This window comes from Salinivibrio sp. PR6, assembly GCF_001995955.1.
Classification (GTDB): Bacteria; Pseudomonadota; Gammaproteobacteria; order Enterobacterales; family Vibrionaceae; genus Salinivibrio; species Salinivibrio siamensis.
In genome coordinates this window covers 1-19631 of sequence record NZ_MUFA01000025.1, presented here as the reverse complement: position 1 = coordinate 19631, position 19631 = coordinate 1, and the positions used below count along the sequence as shown (strand labels likewise).

The 19631-nt window shown below is 48.7% G+C and carries 22 protein-coding genes and 2 pseudogenes; 9 read left to right on the top strand and 15 right to left on the bottom strand.

Translation table 11 applies throughout. The features are described 5' to 3' along the window. Positions 1-105: 105 nt before the first annotated feature. Together trpB and trpA are read left to right on the top strand one after the other, a co-directional pair. Positions 106-1299 (top strand): tryptophan synthase subunit beta, encoded by a 1194-nt coding sequence (gene trpB, locus BZG72_RS14720; protein WP_077667131.1) that lies wholly within the window; start codon positions 106-108, stop codon positions 1297-1299. Further along, positions 1299-2114: a tryptophan synthase subunit alpha gene (trpA, locus tag BZG72_RS14715; protein WP_443508088.1), complete on the top strand. Its 816-nt coding sequence runs from the start codon at positions 1299-1301 to the stop codon at positions 2112-2114. The genes trpB and trpA overlap by 1 nt, the downstream gene beginning before the upstream one ends. Before the next feature lie 76 nt (positions 2115-2190). On the opposite strand, the gene BZG72_RS14710 is transcribed toward trpA, so the two are convergent. The 4 genes from BZG72_RS14710 to cls all read right to left on the bottom strand — a co-directional run bounded on the left by BZG72_RS14710 (position 2191) and on the right by cls (position 6264). Beyond that, a complete protein-coding gene (locus tag BZG72_RS14710) occupies positions 2191-3447 on the bottom strand; it encodes a GGDEF domain-containing protein (protein WP_077667129.1) in 1257 nt (418 codons plus the stop codon). Between the two features lie 10 nt (positions 3448-3457). Further along, positions 3458-3991, bottom strand: coding sequence for a molybdopterin-dependent oxidoreductase (locus BZG72_RS14705; protein ID WP_052707999.1), 534 nt, complete (start codon positions 3989-3991; stop codon positions 3458-3460). A 312-nt stretch (positions 3992-4303) separates the two neighbouring features. After that, positions 4304-4609: a hypothetical protein gene (locus BZG72_RS14700; protein ID WP_046073439.1), complete on the bottom strand. Its 306-nt coding sequence runs from the start codon at positions 4607-4609 to the stop codon at positions 4304-4306. Between the two features lie 194 nt (positions 4610-4803). Then, positions 4804-6264, bottom strand: coding sequence for a cardiolipin synthase (gene cls, locus BZG72_RS14695; RefSeq protein ID WP_046073440.1), 1461 nt, complete (start codon positions 6262-6264; stop codon positions 4804-4806). Between the two features lie 517 nt (positions 6265-6781). Between cls and BZG72_RS14690 the strand changes: the two genes are divergently transcribed. The 3 genes from BZG72_RS14690 (at position 6782) to yciA (ending at position 9306) form a co-directional block, all read left to right on the top strand. Beyond that, on the top strand, positions 6782-8125 hold the full coding sequence (locus BZG72_RS14690; RefSeq protein ID WP_046073441.1) for a sodium-dependent transporter: 1344 nt from the start codon (positions 6782-6784) through the stop codon (positions 8123-8125). 143 nt (positions 8126-8268) lie between these two features. Continuing rightward, the gene (locus BZG72_RS14685) at positions 8269-8811 is read left to right on the top strand and encodes a septation protein A (RefSeq protein WP_077667128.1); all 543 of its coding nucleotides are present in this window, start codon (positions 8269-8271) and stop codon (positions 8809-8811) included. A 96-nt stretch (positions 8812-8907) separates the two neighbouring features. Then, entirely contained in the window at positions 8908-9306 is a 399-nt protein-coding gene (gene yciA / locus BZG72_RS14680; RefSeq protein ID WP_077458922.1) for an acyl-CoA thioester hydrolase YciA, read from the top strand. An 80-nt stretch (positions 9307-9386) separates the two neighbouring features. On the opposite strand, the gene BZG72_RS14675 is transcribed toward yciA, so the two are convergent. Further along, positions 9387-9668: a hypothetical protein gene (locus BZG72_RS14675; protein ID WP_131828040.1), complete on the bottom strand. Its 282-nt coding sequence runs from the start codon at positions 9666-9668 to the stop codon at positions 9387-9389. A gap of 319 nt (positions 9669-9987) precedes the next feature. On the opposite strand from BZG72_RS14675, the gene BZG72_RS14670 reads away from it, so the two are divergent. After that, a complete protein-coding gene (locus tag BZG72_RS14670) occupies positions 9988-11463 on the top strand; it encodes a sensor domain-containing diguanylate cyclase (protein ID WP_077667126.1) in 1476 nt (491 codons plus the stop codon). 119 nt (positions 11464-11582) lie between these two features. After that, positions 11583-12347, top strand: a complete 765-nt coding sequence (locus tag BZG72_RS14665; RefSeq protein WP_077667125.1) for a hypothetical protein — start codon at positions 11583-11585, stop codon at positions 12345-12347. A gap of 79 nt (positions 12348-12426) precedes the next feature. Here BZG72_RS14665 and BZG72_RS14660 read toward each other — a convergent pair whose 3' ends face one another. From BZG72_RS14660 to BZG72_RS14620, 9 genes are all read right to left on the bottom strand, one after another. After that, positions 12427-12696, bottom strand: coding sequence for a Txe/YoeB family addiction module toxin (locus tag BZG72_RS14660; protein ID WP_197075724.1), 270 nt, complete (start codon positions 12694-12696; stop codon positions 12427-12429). Continuing rightward, on the bottom strand, positions 12683-12943 hold the full coding sequence (locus BZG72_RS14655; protein WP_069590095.1) for a type II toxin-antitoxin system Phd/YefM family antitoxin: 261 nt from the start codon (positions 12941-12943) through the stop codon (positions 12683-12685). The genes BZG72_RS14660 and BZG72_RS14655 overlap by 14 nt, the downstream gene beginning before the upstream one ends. Positions 12944-13102: 159 nt before the next feature. Beyond that, on the bottom strand, positions 13103-13600 hold the full coding sequence (locus BZG72_RS14650; RefSeq protein ID WP_077667124.1) for an ASCH domain-containing protein: 498 nt from the start codon (positions 13598-13600) through the stop codon (positions 13103-13105). Between the two features lie 12 nt (positions 13601-13612). Further along, positions 13613-13951: a hypothetical protein gene (locus tag BZG72_RS14645; protein ID WP_074212935.1), complete on the bottom strand. Its 339-nt coding sequence runs from the start codon at positions 13949-13951 to the stop codon at positions 13613-13615. Positions 13952-14066: 115 nt separating this feature from the next. Then, entirely contained in the window at positions 14067-14552 is a 486-nt protein-coding gene (locus BZG72_RS14640; RefSeq protein WP_077667123.1) for a DoxX family protein, read from the bottom strand. A 369-nt stretch (positions 14553-14921) separates the two neighbouring features. Further along, complete coding sequence (locus BZG72_RS14635) at positions 14922-15269, bottom strand: hypothetical protein (protein WP_046073451.1); 348 nt, start codon at positions 15267-15269, stop codon at positions 14922-14924. A gap of 93 nt (positions 15270-15362) precedes the next feature. After that, positions 15363-15995: a type B chloramphenicol O-acetyltransferase gene (catB, locus tag BZG72_RS14630; RefSeq protein WP_077667122.1), complete on the bottom strand. Its 633-nt coding sequence runs from the start codon at positions 15993-15995 to the stop codon at positions 15363-15365. 134 nt (positions 15996-16129) lie between these two features. Beyond that, the gene (locus tag BZG72_RS14625; protein ID WP_108743079.1) at positions 16130-16420 is read right to left on the bottom strand and encodes a transposase; all 291 of its coding nucleotides are present in this window, start codon (positions 16418-16420) and stop codon (positions 16130-16132) included. Between the two features lie 73 nt (positions 16421-16493). After that, positions 16494-17267, bottom strand: coding sequence for a phosphotransferase (locus BZG72_RS14620; protein ID WP_077667121.1), 774 nt, complete (start codon positions 17265-17267; stop codon positions 16494-16496). A gap of 90 nt (positions 17268-17357) precedes the next feature. On the opposite strand from BZG72_RS14620, the pseudogene BZG72_RS16625 reads away from it, so the two are divergent. Further along, a pseudogene (locus BZG72_RS16625) lies at positions 17358-17465 on the top strand (IS110 family transposase); the annotation flags it as partial. Positions 17466-17672: 207 nt separating this feature from the next. On the opposite strand, the gene BZG72_RS14615 reads toward BZG72_RS16625, so the two are convergent. Further along, entirely contained in the window at positions 17673-18317 is a 645-nt protein-coding gene (locus BZG72_RS14615) for a peptidase E (protein ID WP_077667120.1), read from the bottom strand. Between the two features lie 105 nt (positions 18318-18422). Between BZG72_RS14615 and BZG72_RS14610 the strand changes: the two are divergent. Then, positions 18423-19445 (top strand): annotated as a pseudogene (locus BZG72_RS14610) (IS110 family transposase). The last annotated feature ends 186 nt before the right edge of the window (positions 19446-19631 follow it).

Genomic DNA, 19631 nt, shown 5'->3' with positions numbered 1-19631 from the left:
ATTTTCCGAGATGGTTGATTTCCCGAGATAATTTAGCTGAGAGGATAGATGTCGCCAAGACAGTCAACGTATCTCGGCCCCAGTTAAAGACGTAAAAGGATAATTATGAGCAAGCTTAACCCGTATTTTGGCGAATTTGGTGGTCAGTACGTGCCCCAAATTCTGGTGCCTGCGCTTGATCAGCTCGAACAGGCGTTTATTGATGCCCAAGACGACCCAAACTTTAAAGACGATTTTATCCGCCTGCTGCAAGAGTATGCCGGACGACCTACCGCGTTGACGCTTTGTCGTAACCTCACCAAGGGGACGAACACCAGGCTGTATCTTAAGCGAGAGGACTTACTGCACGGTGGTGCGCACAAAACCAACCAAGTACTGGGCCAAGCGATGCTTGCCCAGCGTATGGGCAAATCAGAGATCATTGCCGAAACCGGAGCTGGCCAGCATGGTGTGGCGACTGCGCTGGCGTGTGCGCTACTGGGGCTGAAATGCCGCATCTACATGGGGGCCAAAGACGTTGAGCGCCAAAGTCCTAATGTGTTTCGAATGAAGCTGATGGGTGCCACCGTCATCCCAGTACATGCGGGCTCTGCGACGTTAAAAGATGCATGTAACGAAGCGATGCGCGACTGGTCAGCCAACTATGATACCGCCCACTATTTGCTCGGCACTGCGGCGGGCCCGCACCCCTTCCCGACCATTGTGCGTGAGTTTCAACGCATTATTGGCGAGGAAACCCGCACGCAAATTCAGCAGGTAGAAGGTCGCTTACCGGATGCAGTGATCGCCTGTGTGGGTGGCGGCTCAAACGCCATTGGCATGTTTGCTGACTTTATCGATGACAAAGACGTGCGTTTAATTGGTGTTGAGCCGGCGGGTAAAGGACTCGATACCGATCAACACGGCGCGCCTTTAAAGCACGGCAAGCCCGGTATTTTCTTCGGTATGAAATCCCCATTGATGCAAGATGAATATGGCCAAGTCGAAGAGTCGTATTCTGTATCAGCCGGATTGGACTTCCCGTCGGTGGGGCCGCAGCATGCGCACCTTAACGCCATTGGTCGTGCCGAATATCCGGCGGTCACCGACGATGAAGCCTTAGAAGCGTTTCAAGCTCTTGCGCGCAACGAAGGTATTATTCCCGCGCTAGAATCTGCCCATGCACTGGCTCAAGCCCAAAAAATGATTGCCGCTGATCCTGAAAAAGAGCAGCTTTTGGTGGTCAATCTATCCGGACGTGGTGATAAAGATATCTTTACTGTATATGACATTTTAGAAGGCAAAGGAGAGCTGTCATGATGGCATCATCAACTCGATATCAAGCGATGTTCGCAAATCTGGATGCCAAACAGCAAGGTGCCTTTGTTCCTTTTGTCACCTTGGGGGATCCAAATCCAGAACAATCACTCGCCGTGGTCGATGCCTTGGTTGAGGGCGGTGCCGACGCGCTTGAGCTCGGCATGCCGTTTTCTGACCCATTGGCCGATGGCCCGACCATTCAGGATGCAACCATTAGAGCAAGATCGGCAGGCACCACCCCCGATACCTGCTTTGAAATGTTGGCAGCGATACGCGAAAAACACCCTAACGTGCCGATTGGGCTGCTGATGTACGCTAACCTCGTCTACGCCCGTGGTGTTGACGCTTTTTATACCCGCTGCGCGGAAGTGGGTGTCGATTCGGTGCTGGTAGCAGATGTGCCAATTGCTGAATCTGCGCCATTTCGTGAACAAGCCTTGGCGCATGGTATTGATCCGATTTTTATTGCGCCACCCAACGCAGACGATGCAACCTTAGCTAAGGTGGCGGAGCTGGGTCGTGGCTATACCTATCTGGTGTCGCGCGCGGGGGTAACGGGGGCAGAGGCCAAGGCGGGAACGCCTGTTGAGCACTTACTCGGCACCTTGCATCATCATGAAGCACCGCGTCCGCTGCTTGGCTTTGGCATCTCGACCCCTGAGCAAGTCAAAGCGGCAATTAGCGCCGGGGCGGCAGGCGCCATTTCTGGCTCGGCGGTGGTGAAGATCATCGAGCACCATCAACATGATGTACCTACGATGCTCCATACGCTCACGCAGTTTGTCCATGAAATGAAAGCGGCGACGCAACAATAAAACGGCGCCAGTTACCACAATGGGCAGAATTGCCTGCCCATTTCACGTCACCCACCTATTAACGCTCGCGATAGCGTCATTCACGCGCATTAGGTTTACTGATTTGGCGGATTGTCGCGAGCGAAACCTTAAATGCATCACCCTGATCAGTCTGTGTTTCATTGCTGTCGTCGCTCTCCAGCGCTGGTCGACGCGCGCCACGACTGTGCAGTCGGTGGTCAGATGCTTGCATCGCGTCATGGTAAACACGATATTGGTTTTTACCGCCGTGTTTTGCCGCATACATCGCCGTATCCGCATACCTCAGTAGCCTTTCACCACTGATGTTATTTTGCCCGAATGCCAGGCCAATACTGGCGGACACTTTGCACCGGTGGCCAAGCAATACCGATTGTCGCTGCGCAATATTGACCAGTGTCGTCGCTATCTCACCAGGCATATTTGCCTCTTGATAGGGAATTATCGCCGCAAATTCATCGCCACCTAATCGCGCGATAACAGCATGACTAGGGAGTTCATCAGCAAAGCGCTTTGCCAGTGTGCGCAAAAACACATCACCCACATCATGCCCATGCGTATCGTTTATCGCCTTAAAACCATCCAAATCGATCACTAAAATCGCCACCCCTTCTGTCGAGGTCGCAAAGCGGTGGTTCAAGGCATCAAACAGCCAATGTCGATTATTCAGGCCAGTCAGTTGATCCTCTCGGGCGAGTTTGTAGTAACGTTTCGCGTCATGCGCGATAAGCAGCAGAACCGTCGCACCAACCGCCATCATCCCCAATGTCATCATGGTGGTCAGCTGCCCAAGTTGATTAAGAAGCCGTGTGTGTTCTCGATAACCATTGCCTGGCAATGACAGTGTCTGCGCAAAGTAGTCTTCCAGCTGTTGCCGCTGTTGGCGATAGCGCGCCATCACGTCACCAATATTGTGTGTAGAAAAGCGTAAGGCATAGAAGCTAGCTTCGCTCGCCTGAAGATCGCGATATATCGCGTTAAGCAACATCCTAGGATTAGGCTGTGATGCGGTTTGTTCGCGAGCCATATTGATCGCGACAGGAAAGCGGCTCCACAAGATCTCATGCTGCACCGCCACATTATCAAAACTGCTCTTTCCGCCTTGATAGCGTGCCAGCAACGTCATCAGTGCATCGTACTCTTTGGACAAGCTAAGCATGTACCATACAAGTTTGCTTTGGCTGCTGGTTAACCGATCCGATAAACTGGTTATCTTGTGCGTCGTCAACACCACGCCGACTGCCATTAAGGCGATACAGCCAACCAAGATCACGCGCTTAGCAGGCATGATCTTCAATTGCTTACTTCTCATCATTCATGCCTCCTCAAGGCTCAACCTCAATGTCTGTTAACTGCCAAACCATCGTCTCGTAGTAGCGATCGGATTGCAGTTGCGGGTAATCATCCAAAGGGTAAATCAACCAAAGTGGCCCTAATGTTCGAATGGTCATCGGTTTACCATTACGCTCAAACGCAATAATGGGCTGATAGCGTGTTACCACATCCCGTGGTAAACGTGCCTGATAGCGGTTCATCGCATGAAGCGTCAATGCTTGATAGTGCGAGACATTGGCGGCTTCAAGCAATGTTGATAGTTTGACTCCTCGAAAGGTTTGCAACCCGGCGGTAAAAGGCGTGTGTGTACTGATATCGATGTGGGGCAATCTATCTAATTGTTGGCGATCAAACGTGATACGCTCCGCATCGCCCACCGTGAGGGTCAGAGACACAGGAAGACGAAGTGAAGCTTGTGCGCTGTCTAATGCGAGCACAGAGACAAATACCACCACGAAGGGAATGAGTACGCGCGTCGACGCGCAAAATACCGTTATATAGGTTGGGCATGATTGTATGTTCATCGCTCACCATTTACGTCTCTACGGTTGTGTTTACCAGCTGTCGCTCAACCGTTACCACTCAACAAAAACAGGTTTAGGTTCACACCCTGACCAAGCGTATTGCGTGCCCAGAATGAGCCACCTGTTAGCATCTCGCCACGTGTGTGGCGGACTTGCGACTAGTGTGCTTCAAAAGGATGCATATTGAACAGTGCTAACAAGCGGGTTTATTGATAATTCGCATAATTGAGACAGTGGGGAGTCAATACGGTCAGACCACACGTCATGAAGATAAAAAAGACCCACCAGTAAACGCACTGGTGGGTCAGGGTGTTAGCTCAGGTCGCGCATTAATATCTCAAACTCTTCTTGAGCTTGATCGATCAATGTCGCGAGCTCGTTGGCATCGCGATGGTTCAAAGGTAACGCCCAATTATCGTGTTTGCCAGGCTCAATATGCTCAGCCAATAACTGGGTGATTTTTCCTTTGCGCTGAAACGTCACTTCATCAAATTCAGCGAGATGAGGGCTTTCCTCGTCGGCGATGTGCACCGTCACATTGCCATTGGGGATCACCCGCACATGCGCTTGACGCGCGGGGGTGGTGTTTAAGGTATAACTACGTGAATGGATAGACATGTTAGCCTCCTATCACTCGACTTGGGGCACTCCCTATTATAGTGCTTAGCCATAAGGTATGGAGGACTATCCAGCTTTGTATTGCTTAAGATCATAGATGGTTACATTCTTGTTGCATTACCCCATGCAAAAACAAATGCTTATTCAATAATACTGCATACGGTAAATGAATTCGCCCGGCGACTCAGCACCCCTTACAACAACGGGCTAAACATGTAAAAGAACTGCTCAATCGGCTTATGATAGACCGGTCTTTGTTGCCAAGCGTCCGCACTAATGCGGGTCGATTGTGCCAAATAGTGTCGATGTAGCGCATGAATACTCGCACAAAACTCGGGATCGTCGACGGTCAGCGTGAGCTCAAAATTCAGCCATAAACTGCGCATATCAAGGTTAACCGTACCCACGAGGCAGTACTGCTCATCGACCAACACGGATTTGGTATGTAATAACCCACCACCGAAACGGTAGATTTCTATCCCTGCTGACATTAAATCCTCAAAAAACGAGCGGCTCGCCCACTCCACCATCAAGGAGTCATTTTTCTCGGGAATAATCAGAGTGACTGACACCCCACGCTGCGCGGCCGTTTGTAAGCTCACCATCAGACCTTCACTTGGCACCAAGTACGGGGTGGTGATCACAATGCTCTTCTCTGCTTGATGGATAGCCAGAGTCAGCACTTGTTGAATCATCCCTTCTGGCAAGCCAGGTCCAGACGGGATAGCTTGCACCGCGTGATTGGCATGTTGGTGATCTTCAATCAGCAAACACTCTGGCGATGACGGCAAGTCGCGTAGCCCAGTTTCCACCTCCCAATCCCACGCAAACACGCTACTTAGAACGGGTACCGTAGGGCCCGAGACCCGCACCATTACATCCACCCATTGCCCGACCCCCGCGTCCTGCTTGAAAAAGCGAGGATCCACCATGTTCATCGAGCCAGTATAGGCAATATGGTTATCAATGATCGCCACCTTGCGGTGCTGGCGAATATCAAGGCGACGGAAGAACATCCGAAATGGATTCACGGCAAGAGCTTCAATCAGCTCAACGCCGGCTTCACGCATTGCATGTGGCCATTTGCTGCGGAAAAAAACTTTACTGCCGGCAGAGTCCAGCATAATACGCACGGGGATCCCACGTTTGGCGGTATCGCAGGCCGCCTGCGCAACTTCATCGGCATGGCCGCCGGGATGCCAAATATAAAACACCATATCGACGCTTTTTTGCGCTTGGCGAATATCAAGCGCGATCGACTTAAGAATATCGGCCGGTTCTGTTTGCAACGCCAGCTGGTTGCCGGTGAGCTCCGGCACACCAATTCGGGCATGGCAGAGTCGATTGACATGGTGAGATTGTTCATTGATATGCTGAGGACGATGTGCAGGGCACGCCTGCAAACTGAGCAGCCATTGGCGATATGGCTCAAACATCGCTTTTGCTCGCATTGCACGCGTCTTACCAAGGTTAAGTTCGCCAAATAGCAGGTAGGCAATCACCCCCACGATCGGGAGGATATAAATGATCATTAACCAAGCGATCGATACACCCAGCGCGCGGCGCTTGAATACCACTCGGACTGTCACCCCAGCAATGGTTAACCAATAGACCAGGAGCAACAGTAAGGTTACGATCTCGTAGACTTTTTCCATGCCTAATTGCACACCTTAATAATAACTGACGAAAGCGTGTTCTCTCGCTTTCTCTATTCTGCCTAGCTTGCCACTCGGTGCAAGCCATGATTTGTCTTTAGAAAAGGACAAGCGGCGTAAAAATCGTGATAAATACCACACTAGTGCAATGTTTAGTGCACCTTAAGGTGCATTTTAACGTGACCCAAAGCAGCAATGTTAATAATGTGTTAAATCAATAATTGCGATAGAGAAAGCCACTGTGATACTCACTATAGGCAGCGGATTCACCTTATCGATGCACACTAAGTAATCACACGGAGAGAGAATATGGGGAAATGCGGCGATATGATGGCATTACGTACGGCATGATCTTCAAATTCTACGCATAAACTGGTTTACTTACGAGTCTTTGTAGAGGGAACCACTCGTCTCATGGTGTAATAATTAGTTTACACAATGAGCGAGCACCTGACGGGAGCAACTGAGTATGCGCCCATAAAAATCAATTAATTATCGAATACGATATCGAGTAGGTATGGCAAACACACAACGCGCACAATTTTCATCCCGATTAGGGTTTATCTTGGCGGCAGCCGGCTCTGCGATTGGGCTCGGCAACATTTGGGGTTTCCCCACGCAAACAGCCTCAAACGGCGGCGCCGTTTTTCTGTTTATTTACTTGCTGATGGTCTTTGTCCTAGCGTATCCCCTTTTGATAGCAGAACTCACTATTGGACGCTATGGCAATGCAAACCCCGTTCGCTCACTGTCAGCCGTCTCCGGTGGACAGAAATGGATTGGTCGGTTACTTGGATTAGTCGGCTTACTCGGCGCGACTGGCATTTTAAGCTTTTACACCATCGTGGCCGGTTGGCTAGTGGGCTATATGGTCTCCCCCTTACTTGCATTAATAGGCTTTACCGATGCGGCAGCATGGTTAGAGTCATTTAGCGAGACCCGTAACCTCGCATTAATGCTGTGCTTTATGGTGCCGACGATTTTGGTGGTCCGTAATGGTATTGCCAACGGGATCGAACGCTGGTCCTCACGTTTAATGCCCGTCCTCTTTTTACTGTTCGTGATCATGGTGGTTTACATTTTGTTTCAGCCTGGTGCGATGGAAGGGCTGAAGATGTACCTGATCCCAGATATGTCGCACCTCTCGCCGGGGCTGGTCGTGAGTGCCATGGGGCAAGCGTTTTTCTCACTCTCTCTGGGTGTGTGCGTGATGATGGTATACGGCTCGTATTTGTCCAAAACCGCCAACATTCCTAAAACCGCTGCACAAGTAGCACTGCTGGATACGGGCATCGCCTTTATTGCGGGGCTATTGATCATGCCTGCCATGTTTGTTGCCCAACACAATGGCGTAGCTATCTACAGCGATGCAGGCGCGCTTCTCAGCAGTGACACACTGGTATTCAGTGTCCTCCCTGCCATGTTCGACACCATGGGAACAGCGGGCATCTTTGTCGGTTTTGCCTTCTTCTTGCTGATGGTCATTGCCGCCCTCACCTCAGCCATCTCATTGCTTGAAGTACCTGTAGCCTGTGCTACTGAGGAATTCCGTCAATCACGAGAGAAAGCGGTATGGTGGATTGGCGGCCTTATCACCATTGCCTCGGCGGTGATTGTTTACAACTTTGGCGATCTGTTTGGCTTGGTGGTTACCGTCACCACCGAGTACGCACAGCCTATCCTTGGCCTGCTGTTTGCTCTGGTTGCAGGCTGGCTATGGCACCGCAATGAAATCTTGAAAGAACTGGTGCAAGGCAGCCCTGAGCTCGGTGAAACCTGGTTTTGGAAAATCTGGCCAGGCTATGTTCGTGTTATCTGCCCGATACTGATGCTACTGGTGTTCGGCTGGGATTGGATTTAATCTTCAACGCGCCTTGGCACCCCCCTGCCAAGGCGCCTACCTTGTTATCTTTTCTCTCTCCGCCTTGTCGTTTCCCCTCTCTGCGCATTTGGGTACACTGCGTACATACTTAGCTTAAATACACCTAGTTACGCGGCGGCGTTATGAAACAACTGATTGATTTTATCCCTTTAATTATCTTTTTTGCCTTATACAAATTTTACGATATTTATATGGCAACCGGTGCACTGATCATCGCCACCCTAGTGCAAGTTGTGCTGGTTTGGGCGTTGTATAAACGCGTTGAAAAGATGCAAATCATCACCGCCGTTCTGGTCGCCATATTTGGCGGCATGACGCTATTTTTTCACGATGACAACTTCATCAAGTGGAAAGTCACCATTGTGTATGTCTTATTCGCCATTGGCTTGGCGGTGTCCGAGGCGATGGGTAAGCCTTTGATTAAGAATATGCTCAGCAAAGAGATTACACTGCCAGAACGCGTGTGGCGCACCATTAACTGGGCCTGGATTGGGTTCTTTTCCCTATTAGCCGGCGTGAACATTTATGTTGCTTATAGTATGCCGCTTGATACCTGGGTGAACTTTAAGGTCTTCGGCACTTTAATCCTGACCTTCCTGTTTATGATTGCAACTGGGGTGTATATCTATCGCCGTATGCCCAAAGAGAGCAACTCAGACCAATAAAAACTTGCCCAAATGCTGTGTTAGCGGTCACAATTCTTATCTGTTCTATAAAAAAGGGGGTGCATGCCCCCTTTGCGATAAGATGTGAAGAGAACCATGCCTGACAATAAAAACAACTGCCCACGTGGCCAACTGCTGCTTCGTACATTAGCAATGCCCGCCGATACCAACGCCAATGGGGACATTTTTGGTGGTTGGATCATGTCCCAGCTCGATTTAGCCGGCGCGATTCTCGCCAAAGAGATTTCTGGTGGACGCGTTGTCACTGTCTCTGTCAACGACATTACATTTAAATCGCCCGTCAGTGTCGGCGATGTGGTTTGCTGCTACGGGACGTGCCAACGTATCGGCAATACCTCGATTACCATTGAGCTTGAGGTCTGGGTTAAGCCCGTCAGTCATGATGAGATAGGCGATCGCAGCAAAGTGAGCCATGCGACCTTTAATTATGTCGCCATTGATGAGAACGGTCGCCCTCGCGCAATCAATAAATAACGCGAATCAACGAGTAAAAAGGGCCTGTTAAATTGCAGGCCCTTCGTGTATCCGCTCGATAAACATCGCCACCGGCGTGGCTATGAGATTAACAACCGCTTTAATTGCGCGACGTGCTGATCAAAAAGCATTTTATCTGTTTTCTTTCCGCTTTTGGCGATGGTCAGCCACTGCACGCCCGTGTCATCCTGGTGGTTATATTCAATGCGTAGCACGTATTTTACGCTTGCTAACAACGCGCCTGCAGCAAAGCCCACTGCAGGCAAATACTCCGCGTAAGGCAGCTCACCTACCAATATAAAAACAAAAAGCTCGCGCTTAGTATTCCTAACCCCAACATCCTTAGTAGGTGATCTTTCCACGTGAGTTCTTCAACGCTGGCATCAACAATATTGCGCATTGAATAGCAATCATCATTCACACATAAATGGGTTGGCGTTTGTTTTATTACCACTGACTTTCTCATTTTTATTTCCATACTACGATGCGTTATTGACTCACACTTCACAGGGCTCATCCCACTGCGGCGGTTATTATGTCTATTTTTATCAACAGGGCGAGTGCGACTAAATGCAAACGTGACCCACAACACTGAACATTTAATGTGTTCCGTGTTAACTATTTATACACGCGCCTGCTACGCTCAACAAAGTGGTGACTTTGTAGATAACGGACTATCGCATGACCATCCTAACCGGGATCCAACCTGAACTTGATAGACACCAGCTCTCTGAGCTGAATGTCGACCTGCTGTCGGCTGTGCTACGCGGCGCAGACATGCTGGTCAGTGGTGACGACAGGCTTGCCAATATTAATCACTTGCTCGCTGAAATTGGAGCTGTCACGCAAGTGAGTCGCGTGTGGGTGTTTCAAGTATTAGCACTCAGCGACAGCGATATTTTGCAAGATTATGTTTTTGAATGGGCCAACGAGAAGAAGTATGCGCAAATTCGTCTCCCCCACTTCAATCATTTTAGCTCTAGCCTCGCTCACCCCGAGTACCGCGAGTTGATAGAAAGCCGACAACGTGGCGAGTATCAATCTGTCATTACTGATCAATTACCCTCATCCTGGCTCAAACGCTATTTAACACAACAGCGCATTTTATCGATGTTAACCATCCCCATCATTGTCGATAATAAATGGTGGGGAACACTAGGGTTTGATGATTGCGAGCGTGAACAACGCTGGTCAGAAAGTGATGTGACCTTGCTGCGCGCCACGGGACATCTCATCGCCAGTACAGTGCTAAAAAACGAGCTATTTTCTAAACAACGGCAAATCGAAATCATTAAAGACAATACCCACTGCAGCACCTGGCAAGTGGATGTTCAACGCGGTATCTGTTGGTGCTCGTCAGAGATCATCGGTGACAGTGCTGCCAGCAGTATTCGTGACTCCCGTACCTACACCAGCCGACACTGGCTGCGCCGCATTCATCCTCAGTATCGTCGAGCGTTTTTCTCGCGGGTGCGCCATTTTTTATCGCCCGCTGGCAACGAGCTAAAAATGGACTTACAGGTTAAACGTGATAATGGTGAATATACGTGGGTAGAAATCACCACCAATAATGATCCGAAAAATAAGCCTCAAGGTGTGGTCGCTGGGGTGATGTGGGATATCAGTCAGCGTAAGGCGGAAGAACAAGCATTAATGCGTCAAGCTGCGACTGACCCGCTGACACAACTATACAACCGCCGTCAATTTGCCAGCGACCTTGCCCGCTTTGGTGAACAAGCCCGGTACCGACATCAGCCTCTATCCCTGCTTATTATTGATATCGACCATTTTAAACGCATCAACGATAACTACGGCCATATCGTTGGCGATCACGTCCTCGAAGCCTTCGCGTCATTACTCGAAACGCATCTTCCTCTGCACAGCAACATTTATCGCATTGGAGGGGAAGAGTTCGCTTGTCTGTTGGCGAATACCGACCAAAAAGCGGCGCAGCACTATGCCGCTCAGCTCTGCGAGGCCGTTTACGACCAACATTCGATCCTCGACTACTCCCCCGCTATCCGTGTGTCCGTGTCAATTGGCTGTGCAGAGCTCGACGTGGCCCAGCTCGATGCTAAGCACCTCTACCAGCATGCCGATGACGCTTTATACAACGCCAAACTCTCTGGACGCAACCGGGTCGTCAGTTACGCTTAAACTTGTAGGGCATTCTCGGTCAGTACATTTATCTCGCCACCGCCGTTATTCAGTGAAGACGGTGATTTGCTAAACTACAGCTAACACACTCGGTTTTATATCCCCCTCAAGGAGCTTCTATGCCAGCTCGCCCGGACTTTCTCGACAACCTCTCTCCTCATCACGGCAAAGTCGTCCCTGGCGTACTGAGCCTAGAGACACAAACGGCTCTCGCTGCCAAACTCAACGCCATGCCAAATGGGCAAACTTGGTATGCCGACATTTACAAAAAAGCGATCTATGGGCCCATGGTATTCCGCGACCCAGATCTCAACATCGCCGACACCATTGAGGCACTGCTGCCAGACTATCGCATTTTGGCCGATTTATATTTGGAGAAAACGCCCGAGGATCAAGGCTTTCCTTTCCATACCGATTTTGACTCGATTGGCTTTATGGAGCGGCCGGAAGATATGCTCACGGTATGGATCCCGCTGACGCCAGTGAAAGAACCCGGCTCAGGGCAGTTATCTATCGTGATGGCAGAGGGGGCGGTGCGCCTATCGCTGATCCGCGAAGCCAATCAATTGCACTCACTGGTGCGCATTGCCGACCCGTCGGTGCCCGAGCACCCGCCGTTTCAAATCACTCAGCAAGAGTATGACTACATGGAGAAAGGTAAGGTGACGCCTGCGTTGGATGCAGGTGATGCGCTGCTGTTCTGTAACGCTTTTTTCCATAAATCAGAGGATGTCTACCAAGGCAAACGCGCGGCCTACATCATGCGCTTGGTGCCCAAAGACGCTAAATTTAGCAAAACACGCTTGCTGGCACTGAGAAAGCTCGGACAGAACCTGGCGGTGGTCGAAGAATTACTGAAAATGCACTATCCAGAGGCGTTATAAGGAGTGATTTTTATTGAGGGTGGTGAGCATGACGCCTCGCGCCTTCATTGTGCCATTGTGCACCGTAGGCGCTAGATGACTAATAGTGATATCGGCAAGATAGGATCGTAATAGACGTATCATCCACGGCGTAAACCAGCCGATTGGTGTCATCAATACGCCGCGACCAGAAGCCTGTCAGATTTTCTTTTAGTGCCTCAGGCTTACCTATCCCCTCGAATGGCGTTCGTTTTACATCGATGATGAGTTTGTTGATTCGCTTGAGTGTTTTTCTATCCTGACTTTGCCAGCATACGTAGTCACGCCACGCATCATCCGTCCAGCAAAGTAAGCGACTACTCATCGTCATCGACTAACGCGTGCTCCATCGCTTTCCCCATCTTGTACTGAGTAATGGAGCGATTTAGGTGCTCAGCATTTGCGGGCGAGCGCAACAGATGGACGGTTTCCATAAGGCTGTTGTAGTAATCAAGCGACATCACCACCGCATCCTCTGCATCACGTCGGGTGATGATAGCGGTATCAGCGTCGTCAACCACCCCATCTAATACCGTTTTGAGGCCATTTCTCGCTTCAGTAAACGAAATGATTTTCATCGGATCACTCCTATTCTTACACCACCGAAGTATAGAGCAACAAACTAGACATGTACAACTTAGAGAACATGTCTAGTCGCTATTCGCTGAGCACAACTGTCCCACAGTGACAGCGGGCCAAGTGTTCAGGTTGGATGAGCGTTTGACCGACTTGTTTTATCATGCGCTTACCTGCTCAGTTTCATGGTGATCAAGCGGATAGACTTTCTCAAAGCGCTCTAACACCAAAGGGGATTGGGTTGTAAACGGCACGCCAAGTGCTTGCCCCTCTTCCTCAAAAAACGCAAGATGTGCCTGCCGCCACCACGCATAACTCTTATCGCCCTCTCCTTCCGCTTCGGCGAACTCAGCAGTCACTTGATCAAACGGGCACTCGCTCACTTCAGTCACCTTGATAATGCAAACGGGCTGCTGCGCCCAGTTAAGCACCACGGTTAAACGCCCCACTTGCGGGTAAGGTTCGTTTTCTATCTCGTAGCATGCTTTTAAGCTGCACGATGCGCGTTTTATACCTTGATCAATTAAACGGGCGCATTCGTTGGCGTTGTATTCATCCGCGCAAAAGTACTCGGCAATCGTTTCAGGCACGGCCTGACGTTCTGCTTCACTTAAAGTGGCAAGGTAGGCGTTTAAAAATGCCTGTTGTTCTGTATTCATGAGTGTCCTTGTTTATTCAATCGTCCAATTCGCAGCGCCAGCTCCTGCCTCCTGAAAGCGAAGTTTTATTGGATAGGTGTCATCACAGCCTTCGACAATCCATAGCTCCCGCCAAACCCTTGTGCCTACCTCGCCTGACGGCATTTCCCGCACATAAGGCACAAATTCCTCTGGCTTCTCACAGCCTTGAGATGCCACCGTAACCAGCACCCCTGCCATCGCATCTTGGATCAATTTTTGATTAGCCAGCGATCCTTCTTGGATCGCTCCTTCTGGCAGCGACTGCGCTATCGATGACCAAGAAAACATCAAGGCAAAAATGGCAAGTAAGGCGCGTGAACGGTCATTCATGATGATTAACTCCAATATCAACTTGTATAGATAAACAAAACTTTTGATGACGCTATTATCTCAACAACCCTATGCTTTTAATGTCACACTCATCTCCGCGGTAACCGAGTGACCCTTACGCCTGACTGTGTCTAATAGGCTTATGGTGACCTTTTATACACAAGAAATAGGCCCAAGCAATGAGTATCACCTGTAGAGGACCGCGTATTAAAAGATAGCTCGGCCCCCATTGATGCCCACCAAGGCCTATCCCATTGACTGCGGCATAAACATTCGCTGGAAAGAAAGCGATAAACACAACGATAGCAAGTTTTGCTGCGAGAGGCTGATACCGTGGAACAAAAAGCGCGGTGCCAATTAATAGCTCAATCAACCCCGTGAAATAAACTAACTCCAAACGAAGTGGCACCCATGTAGGCAGCATTTCTACCATGCCCTCAGCTTTAACAAGGTGTCCAATAAAAAAGAATATAAAAGCGACTCCCAGCCCCCAACACGCATACTTGCTCACGTTCAAAAACGTGCCATTCAATTTTGAATAAATGAAGGCAATGGCCAACGGGCTAGATAAAAGCACTAAAATAATGATTGGTGTTATCATGTTTCCTCCTTGAGTCATGATATTTTTTGAGTCTGCTTAATTTTTATTTGGCGTTCATCTCACCAAACACTGTTTTCTCTTCACGCGGTGGATGACCACGGAAACGTCATTCTCCATAACTCTTTTTCATACGCTACATTATTGGCTGCGTTAGCCAGTATGCCTACAATATGCATAGGTATTGAAGCCTGTAGTGATACACACGATGCCGTTGCCATTTGTGACGCTGTTCAGCGTCCAAACAGCCGGTTTATTCCTGTTAAGTCACCTGATCGCCGAGTGATGCGTGTGCTCCACCAGAAACAAAAATTCCCTACGGATTAATTGCTTTCTCTGGGGAATTAACGCTGAGTACAGAGACGGCTCAGTTTAGTTATCAAAGCAAGGGACTCCCTGCTGATATGACCAAGATGGCGAAACCGCCAATAGTCTATCGTCGTCGCCAAACTTCAGACCTACCCAGCCCACCCAAGTACAGCCTTCTTTTTCATAAGTCTCTTGGTCTGTGACAGACTCGAATGCAGCAACAATTTCCGCCTTTTCCTGAGAAGCTGCCAGCTTGGGTATGGCAGCCATAAGCTGCGCCTGTGTTTCCTGGAGCTTATCGATTGAGTCATCCCGATAAGCTGCCGTGATACCAGAATCTAGCGCTTGGTAAAACCAAAACGCATTGGTTCCGACCAGCAGAATGATTAAGACAAATATCGCGATTTTCATAGAGACTTATAACTCCAGGATTTGGGGCTGATTTGTGGCAGCGAAGCGGTGGAAAGGCTGTCCCAGCCCCGAAGGGATGGCAACAGCCGTTTGTTAGGCACCTGAGCGTTGCGAAAAAAGGTACAAGCCTTCAATATCGGACGAGCACAAAAGAGGCATTGCTTCTTTAATTTTCTCCAACGGCCAATCCCACCACTTCATATCTAGTAGCATTGTAATTTCCTGTTCTGAAAAGCGCTTCCTTATTGCTTTTGCGGGGTTGCCACCAACAATTGTGTATGGTTCTACATCTTTGGTAACCAAAGCCCGACTACCAATTACCGCTCCATGGCCAACCTTTACACCAGGCATAATCATTGCCTCGGACCCAATCCACACGTCACTCCCTATGACGGTATCACCTGCCTTTTGGAAAGCATCAACTGACTCCGAAAATGCCGGCTCCTCATTCATATAGAAAAAAGGGAATGACGTCACCCAATCATATCGGTGGCCTTGATTGCCAGCCATGATAAAGGAGGCTCCCGATCCGATAGAGCAAAAGCTTCCAATTATCAATTTATCGACGTCATCACGATCAGGCAGGAGGAATCGAGCGCAATCATCAAATGAGTGTCCATGATAATAGCCTGAATAATAGCTATAACGGCCTACCTTAATATTGGGGTTCTTAACTTGTTCTATCAGAGGTTTTCCCTTAAACGGGCTCTCAAAATAATTTTTCATTTAATTACACATCCAATCCAGAATGACATCATTGCCTAACGAATGACATAGATTTTCCCTCTTGAAAATCTGCCACACTGAGGTGCGGCTTTTAATAACGGAGGTAACCATGTCGGCTCAATTCTTTTGTGCCGTTAATCTCGCCAAGCACCACTTTTCTCTTCAAGCTCCGTGATCCGTCTCTTGAGTGCCGATAACTCATCCTTCGCCTTGTCTGGCTTCACTTTATTCTTTTGGGACTTGACCATACCAAACTCTCCATCTCGATACGCTTTACGCCATTTCGATAGCATGAATGGATGGATATCAAGCGCCTCTGCAACCGACTTCACTGTTCGATGCGTCTCATAGCTCCATTCAACCGCTTTCAGTTTGAAGTCTAGTGAATATTGCGCTGTCTTTTTACCCGTATTATAGACTGGCATACTGACCTCCTCAGATCGTCTGATGCGTGTCCAGTAAAACGGATCAAGTCCAATTCCCCCTCTTGAAGCGTTGTTAGTTGCACAGCGCGCGCTGAATTTTGTGCTTGTTAGTTTCGATGTAATCTATGTCATTAAGGTAAGATTGTAGATGCCCTTCCTCAATGTTTATCGCAAATTGCTCGTCGCCACTATCTGCTTCTTTTCGCATAAAGTTCACAAGGGCATTTAATCGCCGAACTATTGCATCCGCAAGCTGCTCTCTTTGACTATATGTAGCATCGTAGCTATCGCAGAATAACCTTGCCCTTAAAAGTTGTTCTTCCATTGTGCCAAGGCCATCAATGCTGTCCGTTTTAAAAGGTGCCCAACAATATATTGAATAAGCTAAGTCCCACACTCTTGAAGCGGGATGTGCTGTGTCAAAATCAAACACACCAACTACTGAATTTCCTGAAAGTGCTACATTGTACGGCGTGAAATCACCATGACATATAACTTCGAATGGCTCTCGTGGGTCGAGCATCCACGGTAAATTTACGATGTCGTTATTACTGACAAACGATGCTGTTGAGTCATGAATTTTTCTAAGCAATTTAGCTGCTGATCTCAAAGCTTCTGACGTTGCAATAGCACCAACTAATGGATAATTATAAGTATCACCAACAACGAAACTTAATTTTTCTTGTTTCCCTTCAATGCCAAGAAATATAGGCGACTCTGTTAAGCCTGAGCTTTGTAAATGCGTTAACAGTTTATGAATTGTTGGGCTCCATAACTGTAATGGTCGATAAATAATTTCACCATCACGATAAATTGCAGACTCTCGCCCACCTGATAATTCTTCCATATTTCTCCTTTAGCAACTAACGAATGACATGGATTCCCCCTCTTGAAGATCTGCCACACTTAGGTGCGGCCTTTAATACCGGAGGTAACCATGTCTGCTCAATTCTTTTGTGGCGTTGATCTCGCCAAGCACCACTTTTCTCTTCACGCGGTGGATGACCACGGAAAAGTCATTCTCTATAACTCGTTCCCACGCTCCTGCGAGGGAACGGGAAGCAACTGTCACATGATTGGCAGGCAGCGGTGAGACCGCAGTAAGAGACCTTCTATATGTGTTTGCCGTAAGCAATGACTTAATGGCGGAAAATGACAGAGCGAAGTAGACGACTTTGTTGTTCGAGAGCATTGGCTGCTGGCGCAGCCAAAAAATGCTATTGCCTATTGACCGGAGAAGGGCTCATATGTGTTAGAGTGCATTTTCGAACGTTACTTTTGCATCAAATTTACTAGTAACCGTCTGATATAATTGACCATTAACAAAGTGCAGGGCGGCATAATCGCTAATACCATAGCACGGTACACTACTGTTATTTTGAGAAAAATCAGAAAATAAGTCAGCCTTTTCATCACTGCCATTAAAATGAGCTGAGGCTAGACCACGCACGAAACCCAAGCCGTCAATAACTGTATATTCTTCGGGATTGCTGTCGGTAATGCCTAAGCCAAACCAACATATAGCCCCTGCACTCATACCGCACAATACCACACCATTTTCGTAGCATTCTTTGAGTATTGTATCTATGCCCCACTCTCGCCAGATAGCTAACATTGAACGGGTATTACCGCCCCCAACATATATAACGTCTTGCTCTTGCAGCTTTGTGCGCCAATTGGAGTCTGGTTTGAACAATGGAAAATGGGTCAAATTACAACTAAGACCTGAATCGTAAAAACGTTGAATAGCTTCTTCTGCGTCACCAGTTGCTGTAGAAAGATAGCAAACTTTTGGTTCACGCTTGCCCGTAAGATCAAGTGCATAACGGTCTAATTTGCTGTGTTTTTCTCCCATCATCCAACCACCACCGCCTAAAACAACGATGTGTTTATCCATAAACTATATTCCTATGTTGAACTCGGCACTCTAACGAATGACATGGATTTCCCCCTCTTGAAGATCTGCCACACTTAGGTGCGGCCTTTAATACCGGAGGTAACCATGTCTACTCAATTCTTTTGTGGCGTTGATCTCGCCAAGCACCACTTTTCTCTTCACGCGGTGGATGACCACGGAAAAGTCATTCTCCATAAATCTGTTTCACGCGCTAAACTACTGGCTAAATTAGCAAATATGCCTACGATGTGCATAGGTATTGAGGCCTGTAGTGGGGCACATTATTGGGCCAGAGAATTCAACAAGCTCGGTCACGATACCCGTATCATGGCCGCAAAGTACGTCGGTCCTTATCGCACAAAAGGAAAAAATGACCTGAACGATGCCGTTGCCATTTGTGACGCTGTTCAGCGTCCAAACAGCCGGTTCATTCCTGTTAAGTCACCCGAACGCCAAGCGATTCTCGCGACTCATCGTGTACGTGAGCATTGGGTCAATGAACGTACCGCCCTCATTAATCGTATTCGTGCATTACTGGCAGAGTTCGGCATTATTATTCCAACGGGACGAGCCGCCATTCACAGAGAAGTACCACTCATTCTCGAGGCAGCAGAGAATGGCCTGCCTGATATTGCTCGTGCTGTCGTGGCAGATTGTTTTGACCACCTACAAACACTTAATCAGCGTATCGACGATACCGAGCAGTGTTTCGATATGGTTACCAAGGCCAGTCCTAATGCCCAGCGTATTCTTAATGTTCGCGGCATTGGCCCACAAACAGCAACGGCGATTATCGCCACTATAGGAAAAGGCGAACAGTTTGATTCCGGTAGAGATTTTGCTGCTTGGCTTGGATTAGTGCCCAAACAGTACTCAACCGGAGGAAAGCCTCGATTAGGTCGTATTAGTAAACGAGGAGATAAATATCTCAGAACACTCTTAGTGCATGGCGCGAGAGCCGTCATCACGAACCTAGGCGATAAGCAAGATAGGCTCAGTGTTTGGGGGTGAAATGTCCTTGAGCGACGTGGCATGAATCGCGCCATTGTCGCTCTCGCAGCCAAAAATGCACGCATTGTGTGGGCGTTATTGCACCATCAAACGGATTATCAAGACTACGCGGCCTAACTCGTCGCTGTCGTAAGGAGAAATACACCAACCGGGTCATTGCACACGCAAGTTGATGAGTATCGGTGAAGACCATTTGCAGAGAGCCTGTTAATGCGGCGGGCACCTTGATGCCTTCTAACGAATTAGGCACTGCAACCGCGCAATGTCATCAGGGCCATGACGTGAGTCAGTAAAAGGCCGAAT